This is a genomic window from Devosia sp. T2-14, assembly GCF_055397495.1.
Map to the genome: position 1 here is coordinate 2,438,130 of NZ_AP027921.1, position 14,638 is coordinate 2,452,767.

The window sequence follows — 14,638 nt, forward strand, 5'->3', positions numbered from 1 at the left end:
TTCAAACGGCCGCTCCCAAGAGCGGCCGTTTGAATTTGTGTATGGACTTATCCCCGTCTGGCATTGCACGTCACAGTATGTAGGAATTAATTCCTTATTGTGACGAGGCAAGACCATGCACGACCCTCATTCTCACGCTATCCCCGGCCTCAGCCCGGGTTGGTCAAGTCCGGCGCAGCGCGATTGCGATGGCGTCATCGCGCTCGTTGCGCGTGAGAAAAACGTGCCGATACGGCTTCTTATCCACAAGTCCCGCAGCCGCCTGCCGACCGCCCGGGCGCGCCAGCTGGCTATGTACCTCTCCCATGTCGTGCTGGGCCGCAGCCTCAGGGAAATCGGCGAGGCCTTCGGCCGCGATAGGACAACTGTCTCATATGCCTGCGGCCTCATCGAAGACATGCGCGACGATCCCCGCTTTGACGAAGAGGTCTGCCTGCTCGAGCGCGAGATCGAGGCCAGTATGCAGGCCCGGCGGGAGGAGCGCGATCATGACGCTTAGAATTGGTGGCGATGATGCTGTCCTGGCGCGACTCGCCGCGAATCGCGAAGCCGATGGTCAGGCCTTCCTCGCGCCGCATCACCTGGCTGCGGCCGAGCGACTCGAACGCCTGATCCTGCGCTCGCAAGTCGCCCAGCGTGTGACCATGTCCTACGACCCAACGCGGGTTGGCGGCAGCCGCGGCGCCTTCAATGGCGTGGAAACTGCGAGCGACAGTGCGGCCGCTGCCCGCCAGACGCTCAACCGCCTCGCCACAATGCTCCCGGCGGATTGCTGGGGCGTGCTGTTCGACGTGTGCGGTTTCGGCAAAGGCCTGCAGGTGATCGAGCTGGAGCGGCGCTGGCCGCGGCGCAGCGCCAAGCTGGTGCTGCGCATCGGCCTCGAGCAACTGGCGGTGACATTCGGATTGTCACCCCCTGCGACAGGCAATGAGCGCGGTCACGCGCGCAACTGGCTCGACAGTCGCTTGCCGCTGATCGTGCGGGACGAAGGGGAGGCTAGCTGAGGGCTTTGCCCTCGGCGCGGATGCGGTTGACCATGGCCACAAGGCCGTTGGACCGCTGCATGCCCAGATGCTCGCTCATGCCCAGCTTCCTGAACCATTCCAGTGCATCGGTTTGGGCGATTTCGGCCGCGGGCCGGCCCGAATAGAGCGCGATCAGAACCGCGACGAGACCCTTGGTGATGATTGCATCAGACTGGCCACGGAAGCTCAGAATGGCCGTATCGCCCGATCGGTCCGGGCTGGACACCAGCCAGACATTGGAGACGCAGCCCTTGACCTTGTTGTCGGCGGTCTTGTCGGCTTCTTCCATCGCAGGCAGCGCCTGCCCAAGCTCGATGAGATAGTTCAGCCGATCCTCCCAGTCGTCCAGGAAGGATAGGTTTTCTGCAATGTCCTGAAAGGCCTGTGGTTCGCTCATGAGGCCTATTTAGTCAAAGCGGCCCGGCATTACCAGTGCCTCAACCCGAAGGGAGGCGGAGCTGGGCCCGCAGGGGGCGGGCCCAGTAGAAATTACTGAACGAGCGTCAGGTTCGTAGCCGAAATCTTGCCGTCACGGCCGGTCTCAAGCTCGAAGGTCACCTTGTCGTTCTCATACAGGCCCTGCAGGCCCGAACGCTCGACGGCGGAGATATGCACAAACGCGTCCTTGTCGCCATTGTCTGGCTGGATAAAGCCGAAGCCCTTGGTCGCGTTGAAGAATTTGACGGTACCGTTGAAGGTTGCCATTTTGAAGTCCTTAAGTAGCCCGTAGCGCAAGCAAGCGAGCGTTGCCCTACGACACATGCCGCAGGGGTAAAACCGTTTGCAGGAAAAGAGAGGGGAGCCAAACCGGGACTTGCGTCAGGCGGGCAGCCATCGATGGCTGTAAAACGTGCACCCTCTATGACCTACAATTGTGTTGGAGGAAAGGCCTAACCTTTCGCGCCAGCACGCGGCCTGGGAGAGAGCAGCGCTTTCATCCCCCTGTCGTAAACCCGTCACCCAAGTGTCAATCACCGTTGTTAGGCACGCCGGGCTCGCTCTGAGACGAGCCGGCAGGAGCCTCCTGTCGATACTTCCCGTACGCAGGAGAGAACCCATGGTTCGCCACGCATTTGCAACCGGCCTCGCGGCCATGACTGTCGCCCTGACCTCGAGCATCGCGCTTGCCCAGACCGAAGTGACCTGGTGGCACGCCATGGGTGGCGAGCTTGGCACCAAGCTCGAAGAAATCGCTACCAAGTTCAACGCCAGCCAGTCCGACTATGTCGTGACGCCGGTGTTCAAGGGCTCCTATGCTGAAACCCTGACCGCCGCGATCGCCGCCTTCCGCGCCAATGAACAGCCCGCCATCGTGCAGGTCTTCGAAGTCGGCACCGGCACCATGATGGCCGCCAAGGGCGCCGTCTATCCGGTGCACCAGCTGATGGCCGACACCAACCAGCCTTGGGATCCCTCGGGCTTTCTCGCTCCGGTGACCGGCTATTATTCGGACACCGAAGGCAACATCCTGTCGATGCCGTTCAATTCCTCGACCCCGATCATGTACTACAACAAGGACGTGTTCGAGAAAGCCGGTCTGGATCGCGACGTCGCTCCCAAGACCTGGGCTGAAGTCGAAGCCTTCTCCAAAAAGATCGTTGAGTCGGGCGCTGCTGCCTGCGGTTTCACCACCGGCTGGGTGAGCTGGATCCAGACCGAAAACCTCTCGGCCATCCACGATCTGCCCTATGGCACGCTGCAGAACGGCTTCGGCGGCCTCGCCACCGAATTCACCTTCAATGGCGAAACCCAGGCTCGTCACTGGGACAATCTCGCCAAGTGGGGCCAGGAAGGCCTGTTCAAGTATGGTGGCCCCGCTGGCGGCGCCGATGCTCCCCCGCTGTTCTACACCGGCGAATGCGCCATCTACATGAACTCCTCGGCCTCGCGCGCCGGCGTTGTCGCCAATGCGAGCGGCTTCGAAGTGGGCTTCGCTCCGCTCCCCTACTATGACGACGTGATTGCCGAGCCGAAGAACTCGATCATCGGCGGCGCGACGCTGTGGGTGCTCAATGGCAAGTCGCCGGAAGTCTATGCCGGTGCTGCCGAGTTCTTCACCTTCCTCAGCGCTCCGGAAGTCCAGGCCGACTGGCACCAGTTCACCGGCTACCTGCCGATCACCAATGCCGCCTTCGAACTGGGCACCGAGCAGGGCTACTACGCTGCCAATGCTGGTTCCGATATCGCCATCGGCCAGATCACCCGCGGCACGCCTTCGGATAACTCCAAGGGCATCCGCTTCGGCAACCTGACCCAGGTCCGCGACGCCATCGACCAGGAATTCGAAGCTGTCCTCGGTGGCACCAAGACCGGCCAGCAGGGCCTGGATGCAGCCGTCGAGCGCGGCAATGTCATCTTGCGCGAATTCGAAGCCGCCAATCAGTAACGACCACGTTTTGGGGCCCGGACCTTTGCGTCCGGGCCTTGTCTCGTCCGCGCGCCGCCGGCGCGCCCAGGATGCCCAATGCAGACAAAGCGCACGATCTTTCCGAACAAATGGCTGCCCTACGCCCTTTTGGCGCCGCAGCTCATCATCACGCTGATCTTTTTCATCTGGCCAGCCCTGCAGGCGGCCAAGTCCTCATTCGAGCGCGAAGATCCGTTCGGGTTCAAAACCACCTTCATCTGGTTCGGCAATTACTCCAAGCTCCTCGCCGACCCGATGTATCTCAACTCGCTCTGGCGCACGCTGATCTTTGCCGTGCTGGTGACGCTGATCGCCATGGGCGTGTCGCTGATCCTGGCCGTTGCCGTCAATCGGCTGCTGCGCGCGGGCCGCATCTATACGACGCTCCTGGTGTGGCCCTATGCCGTCGCGCCCGTCGTTGCCGGCATCCTGTGGTGGTTCATGTTCAACCCCTCCATCGGCATCCTGTCCTACCTGCTCGGGCAGCTGGGGATCACCTGGAACCACCGGGTCAATCCCGATCAGGCCATGATCCTCATCGTGCTCGCCGCGAGCTGGAAGCAGATTTCCTACAACTTCCTGTTCTTCCTGGCCGGCCTGCAGTCGGTCCCGGCCTCGCTGTCCGAAGCGGCCGCCATTGATGGGGCGGGGCCCTTCAAGCGGTTCTGGACCATTGTCGTGCCGCTCCTGTCGCCGACGACCTTCTTCCTGCTGATCGTCAACATCAACTACGCCATGTTCGACACGTTCGGCGTCATCGATGCCACCACCTCGGGCGGCCCGGCGCAGTCGACCAACCTGCTGGTCTACAAGGTTTATGCCGACGGCTTCCTCGGCCTGAACATCGGCTCCTCCGCAGCCCAGTCTGTGCTGCTCATGCTCATCGTCATCGTGCTGACCATCGTCCAGTTCCGCTGGGTCGAGCGGCGCGTGCAGTATTAAGGAGCCAGACCCATGGTAGAAAACCGCCCCTGGCTGACCGCGCTCACCCATCTCGTGCTGATCGTCGGCGTCATCGTCATTGCCTTCCCTGTTTACCTCGCCGTCATCGCCTCAACCCACGCCCCGGGCGAATTCCTGCGCGGGGTCGTTCCCCTGCTGCCCGGCTCGCATCTGCTCGATAATTACGGCCAGATGCTCAGCCAGGGCATGTCCACCTCCGGCGCGCCGCCGCTGACGCTGATGCTGGCCAATTCGCTGGTCATGGCCATCGTGATCGCCGTGGCCAAGATCGCCATCTCGATCACCTCGGCCTATGCCATCGTCTACTTCCGCTTCCCCCTGCGCACGCTGGCCTTCTGGATCATCTTCATCACGCTGATGTTGCCGGTCGAAGTGCGCATCATTCCCACCTTCAAGGTGGTCGCCGATCTGGGCCTGCTCAACTCCTATGCGGGCCTCACCATTCCGCTCATCGCCTCGGCCACGGCAACCTTCCTATTCCGGCAGTTCTTCCTCACCGTTCCAGATGAGCTGATGGAGGCCGCCCGCGTCGACGGAGCAGGGCCGACGAAGTTCTTCCGCGATATCCTGCTGCCGCTCAGCCGCACCAATATCGCCGCGCTCTTCGTCATCCTCTTCATCTACGGCTGGATGCAGTACCTCTGGCCGATGCTCGTCACCACCGACACCAAATTCTACACCGTGGTGATGGGCATCAAGCGCATGGCGGCCGTCGCCGACGCGGATCCGCAATGGAACCTCGTCATGGCCGCCGTGGTGCTGGCCATGCTGCCCCCGGTTCTGATCGTCATTTTCATGCAGCGCCTGTTCGTCAAAGGCCTGGTCGAAACGGAGAAATAACATGGCCGCCATTGAACTGACCGGCATCAAGAAGACTTACCCCGGCGGCGCCCAGGTGCTGCACGGCATCGACCTCAGCATCGAAGACGGCGAAATGGTTGTGCTGGTTGGCCCTTCGGGCTGCGGCAAGTCCACCCTGCTGCGCATGATCGCTGGCCTCGAAACCGTCAGCGAAGGCACGATTTCCATCGGCGGCAACGTGGTCAACACCAAGGAGCCCGCCGAGCGCGACATCGCCATGGTGTTCCAGAACTACGCGCTCTATCCGCACATGACAGTGCGCGGAAACCTGGAATACGGCCTCAAGAACCGTGGCACGCCTCGTCCCGAGATCGACGCCCGCGTTGAAGCCGCGGCGCGCACACTGGAAATCAGCCCGTTTCTCGATCGCAAGCCGCGCCAGCTGTCCGGCGGGCAGCGCCAGCGCGTCGCCATGGGCCGCGCCATCGTGCGCCAGCCCAAGGCTTTCCTGTTCGATGAGCCGCTGAGCAATCTCGACGCCAAGCTACGCGGCCTGATGCGCATCGAGATCCGTCGTCTCCAGCGCTCGCTCGGCACCACCAGCGTCTACGTCACCCACGATCAGCTCGAGGCCATGACCCTGGCGGACCGGCTGGTGGTGATGAATGGTGGTCACATCGAGCAGATCGGCAAGCCGACCGAGCTCTACGATCGCCCGGCATCGCTGTTCGTCGCCAGCTTTATCGGTTCGCCCCCGATGAACCTCATCGACCTCGAAACCCTCCGTGTCATCTTCGGCGTCACCCTGCCCAACAATCTGCCGGCGGGCACCGACATCATCGGCGTTCGCTCCGACGCGATCGTCGCGGGTGCTGGCCGTCCCGAAGACATGCTGCTGACCGGCACGGTCGAACTGATCGAATCGGTGGGTGGCGAGAGCCACCTCTATGTGCGGGTGCCCGGCTTGGAGCAGAGCATCGTCATGGTGGCGCCGGGACGAACCGCATTGACCGAGTCGGCTGAAGTCAAATTCGCCATCCCGCCGGACGCCCTTCATCCGTTCAGCCGGACCACCGGCCGCCGTCTCTAACCGGAGGAAATCTGCAAGAAATCTGCAAGAAATCTGCAAGAAATCTGCAGAAATTCGCAAGAAAAACCGCAAGCACGGGGCATCGTGCTTGCGGCAAAGGCCAGGGTGCTGGAGTTCGTCACTTGGGGAAGTGGCGCAACCCTGGAGGCTAGTGTGGGGCCCTTGAAGGGGCCCGCTAACCCGCCCAGTCCGGCCGGGGCCGGGGAATTGGGGCCAGACTGATTGCCGGCGTCTCATGCATGGGGGTGCCGGCAGACGGGGGAACCTGAAGCGCGGCAGCAACCACAGCCTTGCCGCCAAGGCATTGAAAACTATCACATTCGATATTCTGGACCTGCTCGGCCACCACCTGGCGGCCGGCCTGCATGGCCTGTTCAGACATGCGGCTGGCATCGGCAAGCTCAAACCCTGGTTTGATCACCATGTAGGCTAATGTCAGCCAGAAGACAGAGCGAACCACGACAAACATTGCTTCATCCAGAACTCGTCGCAGGCTCAATCTCGGCCTGCATGACCGACATTAGGCTGAGCCGCCTTAAGCCCGGTTGGGACATTTCGATAAAATTTGAATCAATTGCGATCGATCCTGTCAGGCAGTGCAACACCTTGTTTACGCTAAGCGGAGAAAGGCGGCTCCGCCAGCAATGCAAGCCACTGACGGCGTTGTGATTTAAGTCGGCCTTTAGCTCTTGGGCGGCAGTGTGAGCGCAACAAGACCTGATTTCGTTCAGGCGTTTCGGGTGCCCCGGTGCCCGCTGCTGGCGTCGTGATTAGTGAGTAATGTGTATGCGTAGCCTGTTCTCTTTCGGCGCAAGCAAAGAGATGTCCCAGTCCGTTGCCGGCAGTGGGCATCGGCCGGAAATGCTGCGCCGCAAGACGCTCGCCAACAATTCGCGCCTGTCCATTCTGATCGCCGCGCTGAGCATGCCCGTCGCCATATTCTGGTTGATCACCGGCACTGCCTTGCCGTTTGCGCTGGCCGTTCTTGCCCTGGCCAGCGGCATGATCACCCTGTCGCTGCATCAGCGCCGCATGTTTGAAGAAGCCGCCGCCGGGCAGGTCTATACCGTGCTGGTCCTCGGCTGCATTCTGACCCTCACCGATGGCCGTCTGGGCGATGCGGGCCTTGCCATTGCGGCAATGGCCCCGATCCTGGCCTCGCTGCTTGGCCGCCGCGAACTGCGCCAGCAGAGCTGGGTGATTCTGGGCTGCGTGCTGGCCCTTGCAGGCCTTGCCGCCATCCTGTCGGCCCCCGTCATCGATGTGCCGGCCCATATGTTGACCGGCACCTCGCTCGTCGCTTTCTTCGGCAGCCTGCTGACCGTCGCCCATACGGCCAACCGCATCAACTCGGCCTACGAAGTCTACGACAAGGCGCAGGTCACCGCTTACCGCCACCTGATCGAGCATGTGCAGGACGGCGTCATCCGCTTTTCCAGCGAAGGCGAAATCCTGCTGGCCTCGCGCTCGTCCGAGAAGCTCTTTGGCTGCCGCCGCTACGCGCTGACCAGCGCCGGCCTTGGCGAACGCCTGCATGTTCTCGACCGCCCCGCCTATCTGACCGCCTTTGCCGACGCGAATCGGGATGGCATCTCGCGCCTCATCGAAGTGCGCATGCGCCAGGACGACGAGCGCGCCATGAGCAATGTGCCGCGCTTCATCTGGGTCGAAGTCAGCCTCACGCCGGTGATCGACGAAGAGAATGCCGGCCAGAGCCACGAGGTCGTGGCCCTGTTCCGCGACGTCACCAGCCGCAAGGACAATGAACTCGCGATCAACGAAGCACGCCGCGCCGCCGAGGATGCCTCGGAAGCCAAGTCGCGCTTCCTGGCAACGATCGGGCACGAGCTGCGCACGCCGCTCAACGCCGTGGTCGGATTCTCGGAAATGATGACCAGCGGCATCGGTGGCGAGCTGTCGAACACGCATCGCGAATATGCCGGGCTGATCCACCAGAGCGGCAAGCACCTGCTCGAAGTGGTGCGGATGCTGCTCGACATGTCGCGTATCGAAGCCGGCAAGTTTGAACTGCAGACCGAGCCTTTCCTCGCGCAGGATATGATCGAGCCGTGCCTCGGCATGGTCGATGCCATCGCCAAGCAGCATCAGGTGACCGTGGTGACCGACATTGCCAAGCACCTGCCGCAGATGGTCGGCGATGAGCGCGCCTGTCGGCAGATCCTGCTGAACCTGATGTCCAACGCCATCAAGTTCAGCCATCCGGGCGGGCGGGTGACCGTCAGCCTGCGCCGGCAGGGCCAGAGCCTCAACCTGTCGGTTACCGACCAAGGCGTGGGCATGGCGCCCGAATCGCTGGATCGAATCGGCGAACCCTTCTTCCAGGTGCAGGATGGCCTCTCGCGCCGCTACGATGGCACTGGCCTCGGTTTGTCTATCGTGAAAGGTCTGGTAGACCTGCACGACGGCACTCTTCGGGCTATGTCCGAGATCGGGGCGGGGACAACCATGACTGTTTTGCTCCCCATAAACGGTCCGGCAATAAAGAACGAAGAAACTGCCTCGGTAACACCCATCCGTAGAGAGCCAGCACCCGCTCCAATCCATTCATGGCAAGACGAAAAAAGAAAAGCGCAATGACGGCTACCACCTTCTCGCGCCTGCCTCTCCTGGCGGGCAGTGTCGTTGCGGCCTCACTAGGCCGCGCTGGCCATTGGACCCTTGAGCGCTACATGCGCGCGCCGCTGGCCTCGACGGGCCTACTGGCGATGGTCACGCTGACTGCCCTGGCCGCCAGCAATGCACTTTACTTTCAGACCACGCGCCATCCCGCGCCGTTCTTCGCTCCGGCGATGGACATGCCCGTGCCGGTGACCACTCAGCAAGTCGCGCCCGAGCCGCAGGCCGCGCCGGTCCGCCAGGTGCTGCCGACCCCGGTCGCAACCGAGACCACCGGCAGCGTCACGGCGCCTCCGGCCATTCCGGCTGCGCCCGTTGGCAACAGCGATGCCTTCGCCGTCCAGAAGAAGCTGACCGAACTCGGCCTCTTCAACGGCAAGGTCGATGGCTTCTATGGCCCGATGACCGCCAACGCGATTCGCTCGTTCGAAATTCGCAACAACATGACGCCGACCGGGGCACTCACCCGCGACGTCATTGACGCAATTCTGCGGGCCGATGCCTATGGCGTCGTTCCGGTGGCCCAGCAGGCCGCGGTGCAGCCTGCTCCAGAACCGGTTGTCGTGCAGCCGGCGCCGCAGCCAGCAGTTCAGCAGGTTGCCCAGCCAGCGGCCCAGCCCGCGCAGGATCGTGTCGTTGCGCGCCTGCCCACCCTTGGGCCCGTCGATCAGGCCGTCGACACCGTCGGCACGGCCGCTGCGCAGACGCTGGATACAATCATTGCCGCCGTTGACGGCGCCCGTTCGGCTCCAGCGCAGGCCATGCCCGCGCCGGTGCAGATCGCCTCGCTCGAACCAATGGCGCCGCCGCGCCCGGTAACGGCCGTTCAGCCCGAACCCGTGCCCCAGCAGATGATGGCGGCCGCCAATCCGGACCTGGCCCCGGCCAACAACACCCAGTTGGTCAGCCAGATCCAGCGGGGGCTCGCCAGTCTCGGCTTCTACCATGGCTCCATCGACGGACATCCCGGCGACGGCACCGCCAAGGCAATCCGTGAGTTCGAGAACTTCCACTCCTATCGGGTCACCGGCCAGGTGAAGCCCGATCTCGTTGGCCTGTTGCGGCAGGCCGGCGCTTCCATCTAGGTGGGCTCGCTCCGCAGCGACATCTGGTGCGGCGTCTTCGTGCGCCGTCACAATGACCTGGGCAATATGTGTGTCGTCGCCCGCCGCGGCGACCCCATTGCCGGGCAGGTCTTCATCGAAGTCGATCACCTGGACGGCACAAGGTCGCTGTTCACGCCCGCTCCGATGGCCAGCCGCAAGGACGACGCTAGCCTGGTGTTCCAGCGGCGCTTCGGCCGGGTCGAGGCGGCCAAGGTGACCGCCCGCATTGCTCAGGAAATCGAGTTCGATCCCGACCTCTGGGTGCTCAGCCTCGACTTGCGCGGCGACGACCCAGGGATCGAAATCATCTGAATTATCAGCCGGCGCGACGGACGCCGATGCGGGCCAGCGCCTCGATGGCCTGGTCGACAACCGGATTGTGCGCCGGTGCCAGCGTGCTGACCGGAGCGCGGCGGCTGTTCTCGGTGAACGGGCGGTATTCCGGCTTGTTCAGGTCGAGCAGGTTCACCTCGCCACGCCATGCGCTCATCAGGTAGGCCATGGATTCTGCGGTCACATAGCTGAACATGGTGGCGAAATCGGCGAGGGCGCGCGAACGCTCGGTGTCGTGGCTGGTCGCGTGGATCAGCACCTTGAGCCCGTCATAGGCGCTGCATCCAAAGGCGCGCAGGATGACGAACAGCGAAGCGCCGGTAACGTCATGGGCGATCTGGCCGCAACGGACTTCATCGAGCCCGGTGATCTGGGACAGCAGACGCGTAACCTCGGGACGACGGTTTTCCGCAAACAGCTTCACCAGCGCCTTGGTCAGTTCCTGATTGGCGACGGAGAGCTGCTCGATGGTCTTGCGCAGCGGTGTCACTGGGGTTTCGCGGTTGGCAAAGGCGCGGATGACCTTGATCCGGTCCGCGTCGGAAAGATCGAAGAAGGCCGGAGCCAGCAGGGCGGCGTCGAAGTCGTCGCGCTTGGCCAGCGATTCCGCCACGATGTGGTCCATCTGTGCCGAGCGGGCGAGGGCGCTCAGATAGGCGCCACGCGGGGCGACTGCCGAATTGGCAGCCAGCGCACGATAGACCTTGCGGGAATTCATCTGGAACAGCTTGGCCAAGACGATGTTGGACAGCTCGGCGCGGGACGCGATGGTCGTCGCTGCCGGAACGTCGTAACGCGCGATGATCTCAAGCTGCGTCGAGTCCGACAGGGTAGGGGCCCCGGCGAGGAACGTGTTCAGGTCTTCGCCAATATTCTCGACCACCAGCTGCTCGAGCGTGGGCGACAGCATTTCGGCACGGCCCAGAATGGCGGCGCCCTTGGCGCGGGCGGCAGAAGCGGCGATCGGGAAGAGACGCGATGCAAGCGCCTCGAACTGTTCCATTTCGGGAGGGGTTGGCTTGCCGCGCCGCGCATAGGCGTCGCAGGCCGCAATCAGCAGGGTGTTGGTCCGATCAACGCCACCAGTCTCGATGAGCAGCTGAAACGTCTCGTAAGGCTGAAAACCAAGCATATTGCGGAAACCGTGCATCTCAGAATCGCATCACATTTGATGCCAAATCACTTTGGCAGGTAATTCGTTAGCGGACTGTTAACCTTGACGATCTCTTAATGCGGAACGGAAAGCGGGCGCGGGGGCGTCGTGCCGGCTGATGTCAACGCTAGCCGTTGCCCTCGTAGGGAAGAGGGAGCGAAGCACTGGAGGACAGCTTGGGAAAGCTCGTCATTTTTGCTCAGCGACCGAGAATCGCGCCGGCCGAGGCTCGAGAGCCCGGCACCGCCCAGATATTGATCTTTACCGGGGTGCGTTATGAGCGCGGGACATCTCAGCCGCCAGATACCAGGCTCGATCCAACGCGGCCGAAGCGTAAGCGTGGATAGACTTTTCCGCCTGACCGGCGTTCTGGCTGTGGCGGCGCTGCTCGCAGGCTGCTCGATGGCGCGGCCCGTCGGCGATTTTGGCCGTGCCCGCCCAAGCTTCACCAATGATGTTGCGATGCCCGCTGCCGGCAATGCCCTGGCCGCGCAGCGCAAGGAGCCCGTCTCCAGCTTTAACAAGACCGACCAGGAAAACGAGATGCATGATCGCGTCTGGCGTTTCCTCGTCGCCCCGCATGCCAAGGACTGGCGGTTTGACAGCGCTGTGGAACTGCAGCGCACCCGCATCACGCCGCCGCGCGATGAGCGCTATACGATCGAGCGCCACTATCAGTGGCTCAAGGCTACGCCTTATCAATCTTCGCGGACCCGCTATTCCACCGTCGGCAGCCACATCGCTGCCGACCTCGATACCCTGCCGACCACCTTTGCGGCGGTCTGCGCGGTGATCGAGATCGATCGGCAGCGTGCCGCAGCCTATGCCGGTCTCCGGGCGGGCCTGCCGCCCTCCATCGCGGAAAACATGGCGGCCCGGAAATACGAGAATGACGCCTTCATTGCCTGGTTTGTGCGGGCGGTGAACTACCGCTTCAACAGCTACGACTACGCGCTCGATAGCCTGCTGGTGGAAACGCCGCATGAGCAGTCGCTGGCGGTGGACGAGGCCCTGCGCCGCCTCAAGGGGTTCGTTGATCGCGCCAATCGCCACGATTTCTGCGGCGGATCGAGCAGCAGCGGCCGCAATAGTGGCGTCGTCATACCGTCACGCTTCCAGAATATCGGCGACGCCGAAGTCGTGCTGCAAAAATAGCCGCGACAGGGGCGGGGTGAGCATGACGCAACGCGGATCTGCGAGGGAGGTCTTCCTAGCGTTTCTGAAGCTTGGCCTGACTTCCTTCGGCGGTCCAATCGCCCATCTCGGCTACTTTCGCGACGAGATCGTTGTGCGGCGGCGCTGGCTGGATGAGGCCGAATATGCGGACCTTGTAGCCCTTTGCCAGTTTCTGCCGGGCCCGGCATCGAGCCAGGTTGGCTTCGCTCTCGGCCTTTGGCGCGCCGGGCCCCTGGGGGCACTGGCGGCCTGGGCGGCCTTCACTTTGCCTTCGGCAATTCTGCTCCTGGCCTTTGCGCTGGGGGCTGCGGCATTGGACGGGCCAGTGGCGCAGGGTGTGTTGCACGGTCTCAAGCTGGTGGCTGTCGCCGTGGTGGCGCAGGCGGTGTGGGGCATGGCGCGGAGCCTCGCGCCCGACCGGCAACGCGCTGCCATTGCACTCGCTGCCGTTTTCGCGACCATCCTGCTTGCCGGTTCGCTGGGGCAGGTTGCGGCGATCCTGCTTGGCGGATTGGCGGGGCTCGTGCTCTGCCGCAGCGAGGCAGTGCCAGTGAGCGTAACGGCCCGGTTTCCTGTCTCCCCTGCGGTCGGCGTGGCCTGCCTTGTGGCTTTCGCGGCGCTGCTGGTTGGGCTCCCCTTGCTGGCGAGCGGCAGCGCGCCGCATTGGCTGGGCCTGTTCGATGCCTTCTATCGTGCCGGTGCTCTGGTCTTCGGGGGCGGCCATGTCGTGCTGCCGCTGCTTGATGCTGAAACGGTCGCCACCGGCTGGGTCAGCAAGGATGCCTTCCTGGCTGGCTATGGTGCCGCACAAGCGGTGCCGGGGCCGCTCTTTACCTTCGCGGCTTATCTGGGTGCCGCGGGGTCATTGCCTCCCAACGGGGTGATAGGTGCTGGCATTGCGCTGGTGGCGATCTTCCTGCCCGGTTTTTTGCTGCTGGTCGGCGTATTGCCCTTCTGGGATGGGCTGCGAGGCCTGCCTGCTGCACAGGCCGCCATGCGCGGCGCAAATGCGGCCGTGGTCGGCATCCTTGGCGCTGCGCTCTACAATCCGGTTTGGACCAGCGCGGTTCTGGGCCCGCTGGATTTCGCGATGGCGCTTGCGGGTTTCGTCGCGCTGGTCGTCTGGAAGGTGCCGCCCTGGATCGTGGTGGTTGGGCTGGCCCTGGCGGGAGGCGCTATCGGCATCGCCGCTTGAGCGGCATGTGGTGCAAAATTGGCGCGGATCGCGCCCTGGGTCCGCGCTATAAGGGCCAAAACGCGGGTGCAGCTCTGCTCCCCGGCTTGGAATGCAAGGACTTATCGTGAATACGCCTCCCAAACACTGGTCGATTGTCGAATATCTGCATCGGACCGTCACCAACCCGAATATCCACCTGCGCGGCGAGCACAGCTATTACAGCGGCGCCTGGACGGGCTCGTTCGAAGAGAGCGTGGTGCGCTACCACTATGGCGACGCCTTCAGCCTCGCCGCATGGGAGCCGCGCTGGGTCATCGATCAGCTTCATATCGGCGACTATGTCTGCATCGGCGCTGAAGCTGTCATCCTGATGGGCGGCAACCACACCCACCGGATGGACTGGTTCAGCCTCTACCCGTTCGTCGAAGTGATCGAAGATGCGTATGTGGGCAAGGGCGATACGGTGATCGGCGATGGCGTCTGGATCGGCATGCGCGCCATGATCATGCCCGGCGTGACCATCGGCGAGGGCGCGGTAATCGCGTCGGGCTCCATCGTCACCAAGGATGTCGCGCCCTATACGATCGTCGCTGGCAATCCGGCCAAGCCGGTCCGCCGGCGATTTGCCGAAGCGACCGTCGAGTCGCTGCTGGCTTTGGGCATTTATCAGTGGGAGCCCGCCAAGTTCGAGGCACTCCGGCCCCTGCTGGCCGCCGACAACCTGGACGCGCTGGTTGCGGCGGCCGCTGATTACGACGCCAAGCCTTAAA

At 63.2% G+C, this 14,638-nt stretch carries 16 protein-coding genes; 12 read left to right on the forward strand and 4 right to left on the reverse strand.

The features are described 5' to 3' along the window. Window positions 1–115 precede the first annotated feature (115 nt). Both ACZ5WT_RS12020 and ACZ5WT_RS12025 read left to right on the forward strand, forming a co-directional pair. On the forward strand, window positions 116–499 hold the full coding sequence (locus tag ACZ5WT_RS12020) for a helix-turn-helix domain-containing protein (protein WP_464284031.1): 384 nt from the start codon (window positions 116–118) through the stop codon (window positions 497–499). Beyond that, on the forward strand, window positions 489–1,004 hold the full coding sequence (locus ACZ5WT_RS12025; RefSeq protein WP_464284032.1) for a DUF6456 domain-containing protein: 516 nt from the start codon (window positions 489–491) through the stop codon (window positions 1,002–1,004). Before ACZ5WT_RS12020 ends, ACZ5WT_RS12025 begins: the two co-directional genes overlap by 11 nt. Here ACZ5WT_RS12025 and ACZ5WT_RS12030 read toward each other — a convergent pair. Next, window positions 997–1,422, reverse strand: coding sequence for a SufE family protein (locus ACZ5WT_RS12030; RefSeq protein WP_464284033.1), 426 nt, complete (start codon window positions 1,420–1,422; stop codon window positions 997–999). The two genes, ACZ5WT_RS12025 and ACZ5WT_RS12030, sit on opposite strands and share 8 nt — an antisense overlap. A 92-nt stretch (window positions 1,423–1,514) precedes the next feature. Next, window positions 1,515–1,730, reverse strand: coding sequence for a cold-shock protein (locus tag ACZ5WT_RS12035; RefSeq protein ID WP_464284034.1), 216 nt, complete (start codon window positions 1,728–1,730; stop codon window positions 1,515–1,517). Window positions 1,731–2,082: 352 nt separating this feature from the next. Here ACZ5WT_RS12035 and ugpB point away from each other — a divergent pair, with 352 nt between their 5' ends. The 4 genes from ugpB (at window position 2,083) to ugpC (ending at window position 6,286) form a co-directional block, all read left to right on the forward strand. Next, a complete protein-coding gene (gene ugpB / locus ACZ5WT_RS12040) occupies window positions 2,083–3,411 on the forward strand; it encodes a sn-glycerol-3-phosphate ABC transporter substrate-binding protein UgpB (protein ID WP_464284035.1) in 1,329 nt (442 codons plus the stop codon). 78 nt (window positions 3,412–3,489) lie between these two features. Beyond that, window positions 3,490–4,374, forward strand: a complete 885-nt coding sequence (gene ugpA / locus ACZ5WT_RS12045) for a sn-glycerol-3-phosphate ABC transporter permease UgpA (protein ID WP_464284036.1) — start codon at window positions 3,490–3,492, stop codon at window positions 4,372–4,374. A gap of 12 nt (window positions 4,375–4,386) precedes the next feature. Then, the gene (gene ugpE, locus ACZ5WT_RS12050; protein ID WP_464284037.1) at window positions 4,387–5,235 is read left to right on the forward strand and encodes a sn-glycerol-3-phosphate ABC transporter permease UgpE; all 849 of its coding nucleotides are present in this window, start codon (window positions 4,387–4,389) and stop codon (window positions 5,233–5,235) included. A gap of 1 nt (window position 5,236) precedes the next feature. Further along, window positions 5,237–6,286, forward strand: a complete 1,050-nt coding sequence (gene ugpC / locus ACZ5WT_RS12055) for a sn-glycerol-3-phosphate ABC transporter ATP-binding protein UgpC (RefSeq protein WP_464284038.1) — start codon at window positions 5,237–5,239, stop codon at window positions 6,284–6,286. A gap of 175 nt (window positions 6,287–6,461) precedes the next feature. On the opposite strand, the gene ACZ5WT_RS12060 is transcribed toward ugpC, so the two are convergent. Beyond that, the gene (locus ACZ5WT_RS12060) at window positions 6,462–6,755 is read right to left on the reverse strand and encodes a hypothetical protein (protein ID WP_464284039.1); all 294 of its coding nucleotides are present in this window, start codon (window positions 6,753–6,755) and stop codon (window positions 6,462–6,464) included. A 353-nt stretch (window positions 6,756–7,108) separates the two neighbouring features. Between ACZ5WT_RS12060 and ACZ5WT_RS12065 the strand changes: the two genes are divergently transcribed. Genes ACZ5WT_RS12065 through ACZ5WT_RS12075 form a run of 3 tightly spaced genes read left to right on the forward strand, consistent with a single transcriptional unit; the run spans window position 7,109 to window position 10,341 of the window. After that, entirely contained in the window at window positions 7,109–8,884 is a 1,776-nt protein-coding gene (locus ACZ5WT_RS12065) for a PAS domain-containing sensor histidine kinase (protein WP_464284040.1), read from the forward strand. Next, window positions 8,881–10,008, forward strand: coding sequence for a peptidoglycan-binding domain-containing protein (locus tag ACZ5WT_RS12070; protein ID WP_464284041.1), 1,128 nt, complete (start codon window positions 8,881–8,883; stop codon window positions 10,006–10,008). Before ACZ5WT_RS12065 ends, ACZ5WT_RS12070 begins: the two co-directional genes overlap by 4 nt. Further along, a complete protein-coding gene (locus ACZ5WT_RS12075) occupies window positions 10,009–10,341 on the forward strand; it encodes a DUF1491 family protein (RefSeq protein ID WP_464284042.1) in 333 nt (110 codons plus the stop codon). It begins immediately after the preceding gene. 4 nt (window positions 10,342–10,345) lie between these two features. Here the strand turns inward: ACZ5WT_RS12075 and ACZ5WT_RS12080 are convergent, their stop codons facing one another. Further along, window positions 10,346–11,494 (reverse strand): DUF2336 domain-containing protein, encoded by a 1,149-nt coding sequence (locus ACZ5WT_RS12080; RefSeq protein WP_464284043.1) that lies wholly within the window; start codon window positions 11,492–11,494, stop codon window positions 10,346–10,348. A 360-nt stretch (window positions 11,495–11,854) separates the two neighbouring features. Between ACZ5WT_RS12080 and ACZ5WT_RS12085 the strand changes: the two genes are divergently transcribed. The 3 genes from ACZ5WT_RS12085 (at window position 11,855) to ACZ5WT_RS12095 (ending at window position 14,637) form a co-directional block, all read left to right on the forward strand. Next, window positions 11,855–12,670: a hypothetical protein gene (locus tag ACZ5WT_RS12085; protein ID WP_464284044.1), complete on the forward strand. Its 816-nt coding sequence runs from the start codon at window positions 11,855–11,857 to the stop codon at window positions 12,668–12,670. Between the two features lie 22 nt (window positions 12,671–12,692). Next, a complete protein-coding gene (gene chrA, locus ACZ5WT_RS12090; protein ID WP_464284045.1) occupies window positions 12,693–13,886 on the forward strand; it encodes a chromate efflux transporter in 1,194 nt (397 codons plus the stop codon). A gap of 106 nt (window positions 13,887–13,992) precedes the next feature. Further along, window positions 13,993–14,637, forward strand: a complete 645-nt coding sequence (locus tag ACZ5WT_RS12095; RefSeq protein WP_464284046.1) for a CatB-related O-acetyltransferase — start codon at window positions 13,993–13,995, stop codon at window positions 14,635–14,637. Window position 14,638 lies beyond the last annotated feature (1 nt).

Coding starts and splice junctions, on each gene's coding strand:
- ACZ5WT_RS12020 (WP_464284031.1), top strand. CDS start 116: ATGCACGACCCTCATTCTCACGCTATCCCCGGCCTCAGCCCGGGTTGG.
- ACZ5WT_RS12025 (WP_464284032.1), top strand. CDS start 489: ATGACGCTTAGAATTGGTGGCGATGATGCTGTCCTGGCGCGACTCGCC.
- ACZ5WT_RS12030 (WP_464284033.1), bottom strand. CDS start 1,422: ATGAGCGAACCACAGGCCTTTCAGGACATTGCAGAAAACCTATCCTTC.
- ACZ5WT_RS12035 (WP_464284034.1), bottom strand. CDS start 1,730: ATGGCAACCTTCAACGGTACCGTCAAATTCTTCAACGCGACCAAGGGC.
- ugpB (WP_464284035.1), top strand. CDS start 2,083: ATGGTTCGCCACGCATTTGCAACCGGCCTCGCGGCCATGACTGTCGCC.
- ugpA (WP_464284036.1), top strand. CDS start 3,490: ATGCAGACAAAGCGCACGATCTTTCCGAACAAATGGCTGCCCTACGCC.
- ugpE (WP_464284037.1), top strand. CDS start 4,387: ATGGTAGAAAACCGCCCCTGGCTGACCGCGCTCACCCATCTCGTGCTG.
- ugpC (WP_464284038.1), top strand. CDS start 5,237: ATGGCCGCCATTGAACTGACCGGCATCAAGAAGACTTACCCCGGCGGC.
- ACZ5WT_RS12060 (WP_464284039.1), bottom strand. CDS start 6,755: ATGTTTGTCGTGGTTCGCTCTGTCTTCTGGCTGACATTAGCCTACATG.
- ACZ5WT_RS12065 (WP_464284040.1), top strand. CDS start 7,109: ATGTCCCAGTCCGTTGCCGGCAGTGGGCATCGGCCGGAAATGCTGCGC.
- ACZ5WT_RS12070 (WP_464284041.1), top strand. CDS start 8,881: ATGACGGCTACCACCTTCTCGCGCCTGCCTCTCCTGGCGGGCAGTGTC.
- ACZ5WT_RS12080 (WP_464284043.1), bottom strand. CDS start 11,494: ATGCTTGGTTTTCAGCCTTACGAGACGTTTCAGCTGCTCATCGAGACT.
- chrA (WP_464284045.1), top strand. CDS start 12,693: ATGACGCAACGCGGATCTGCGAGGGAGGTCTTCCTAGCGTTTCTGAAG.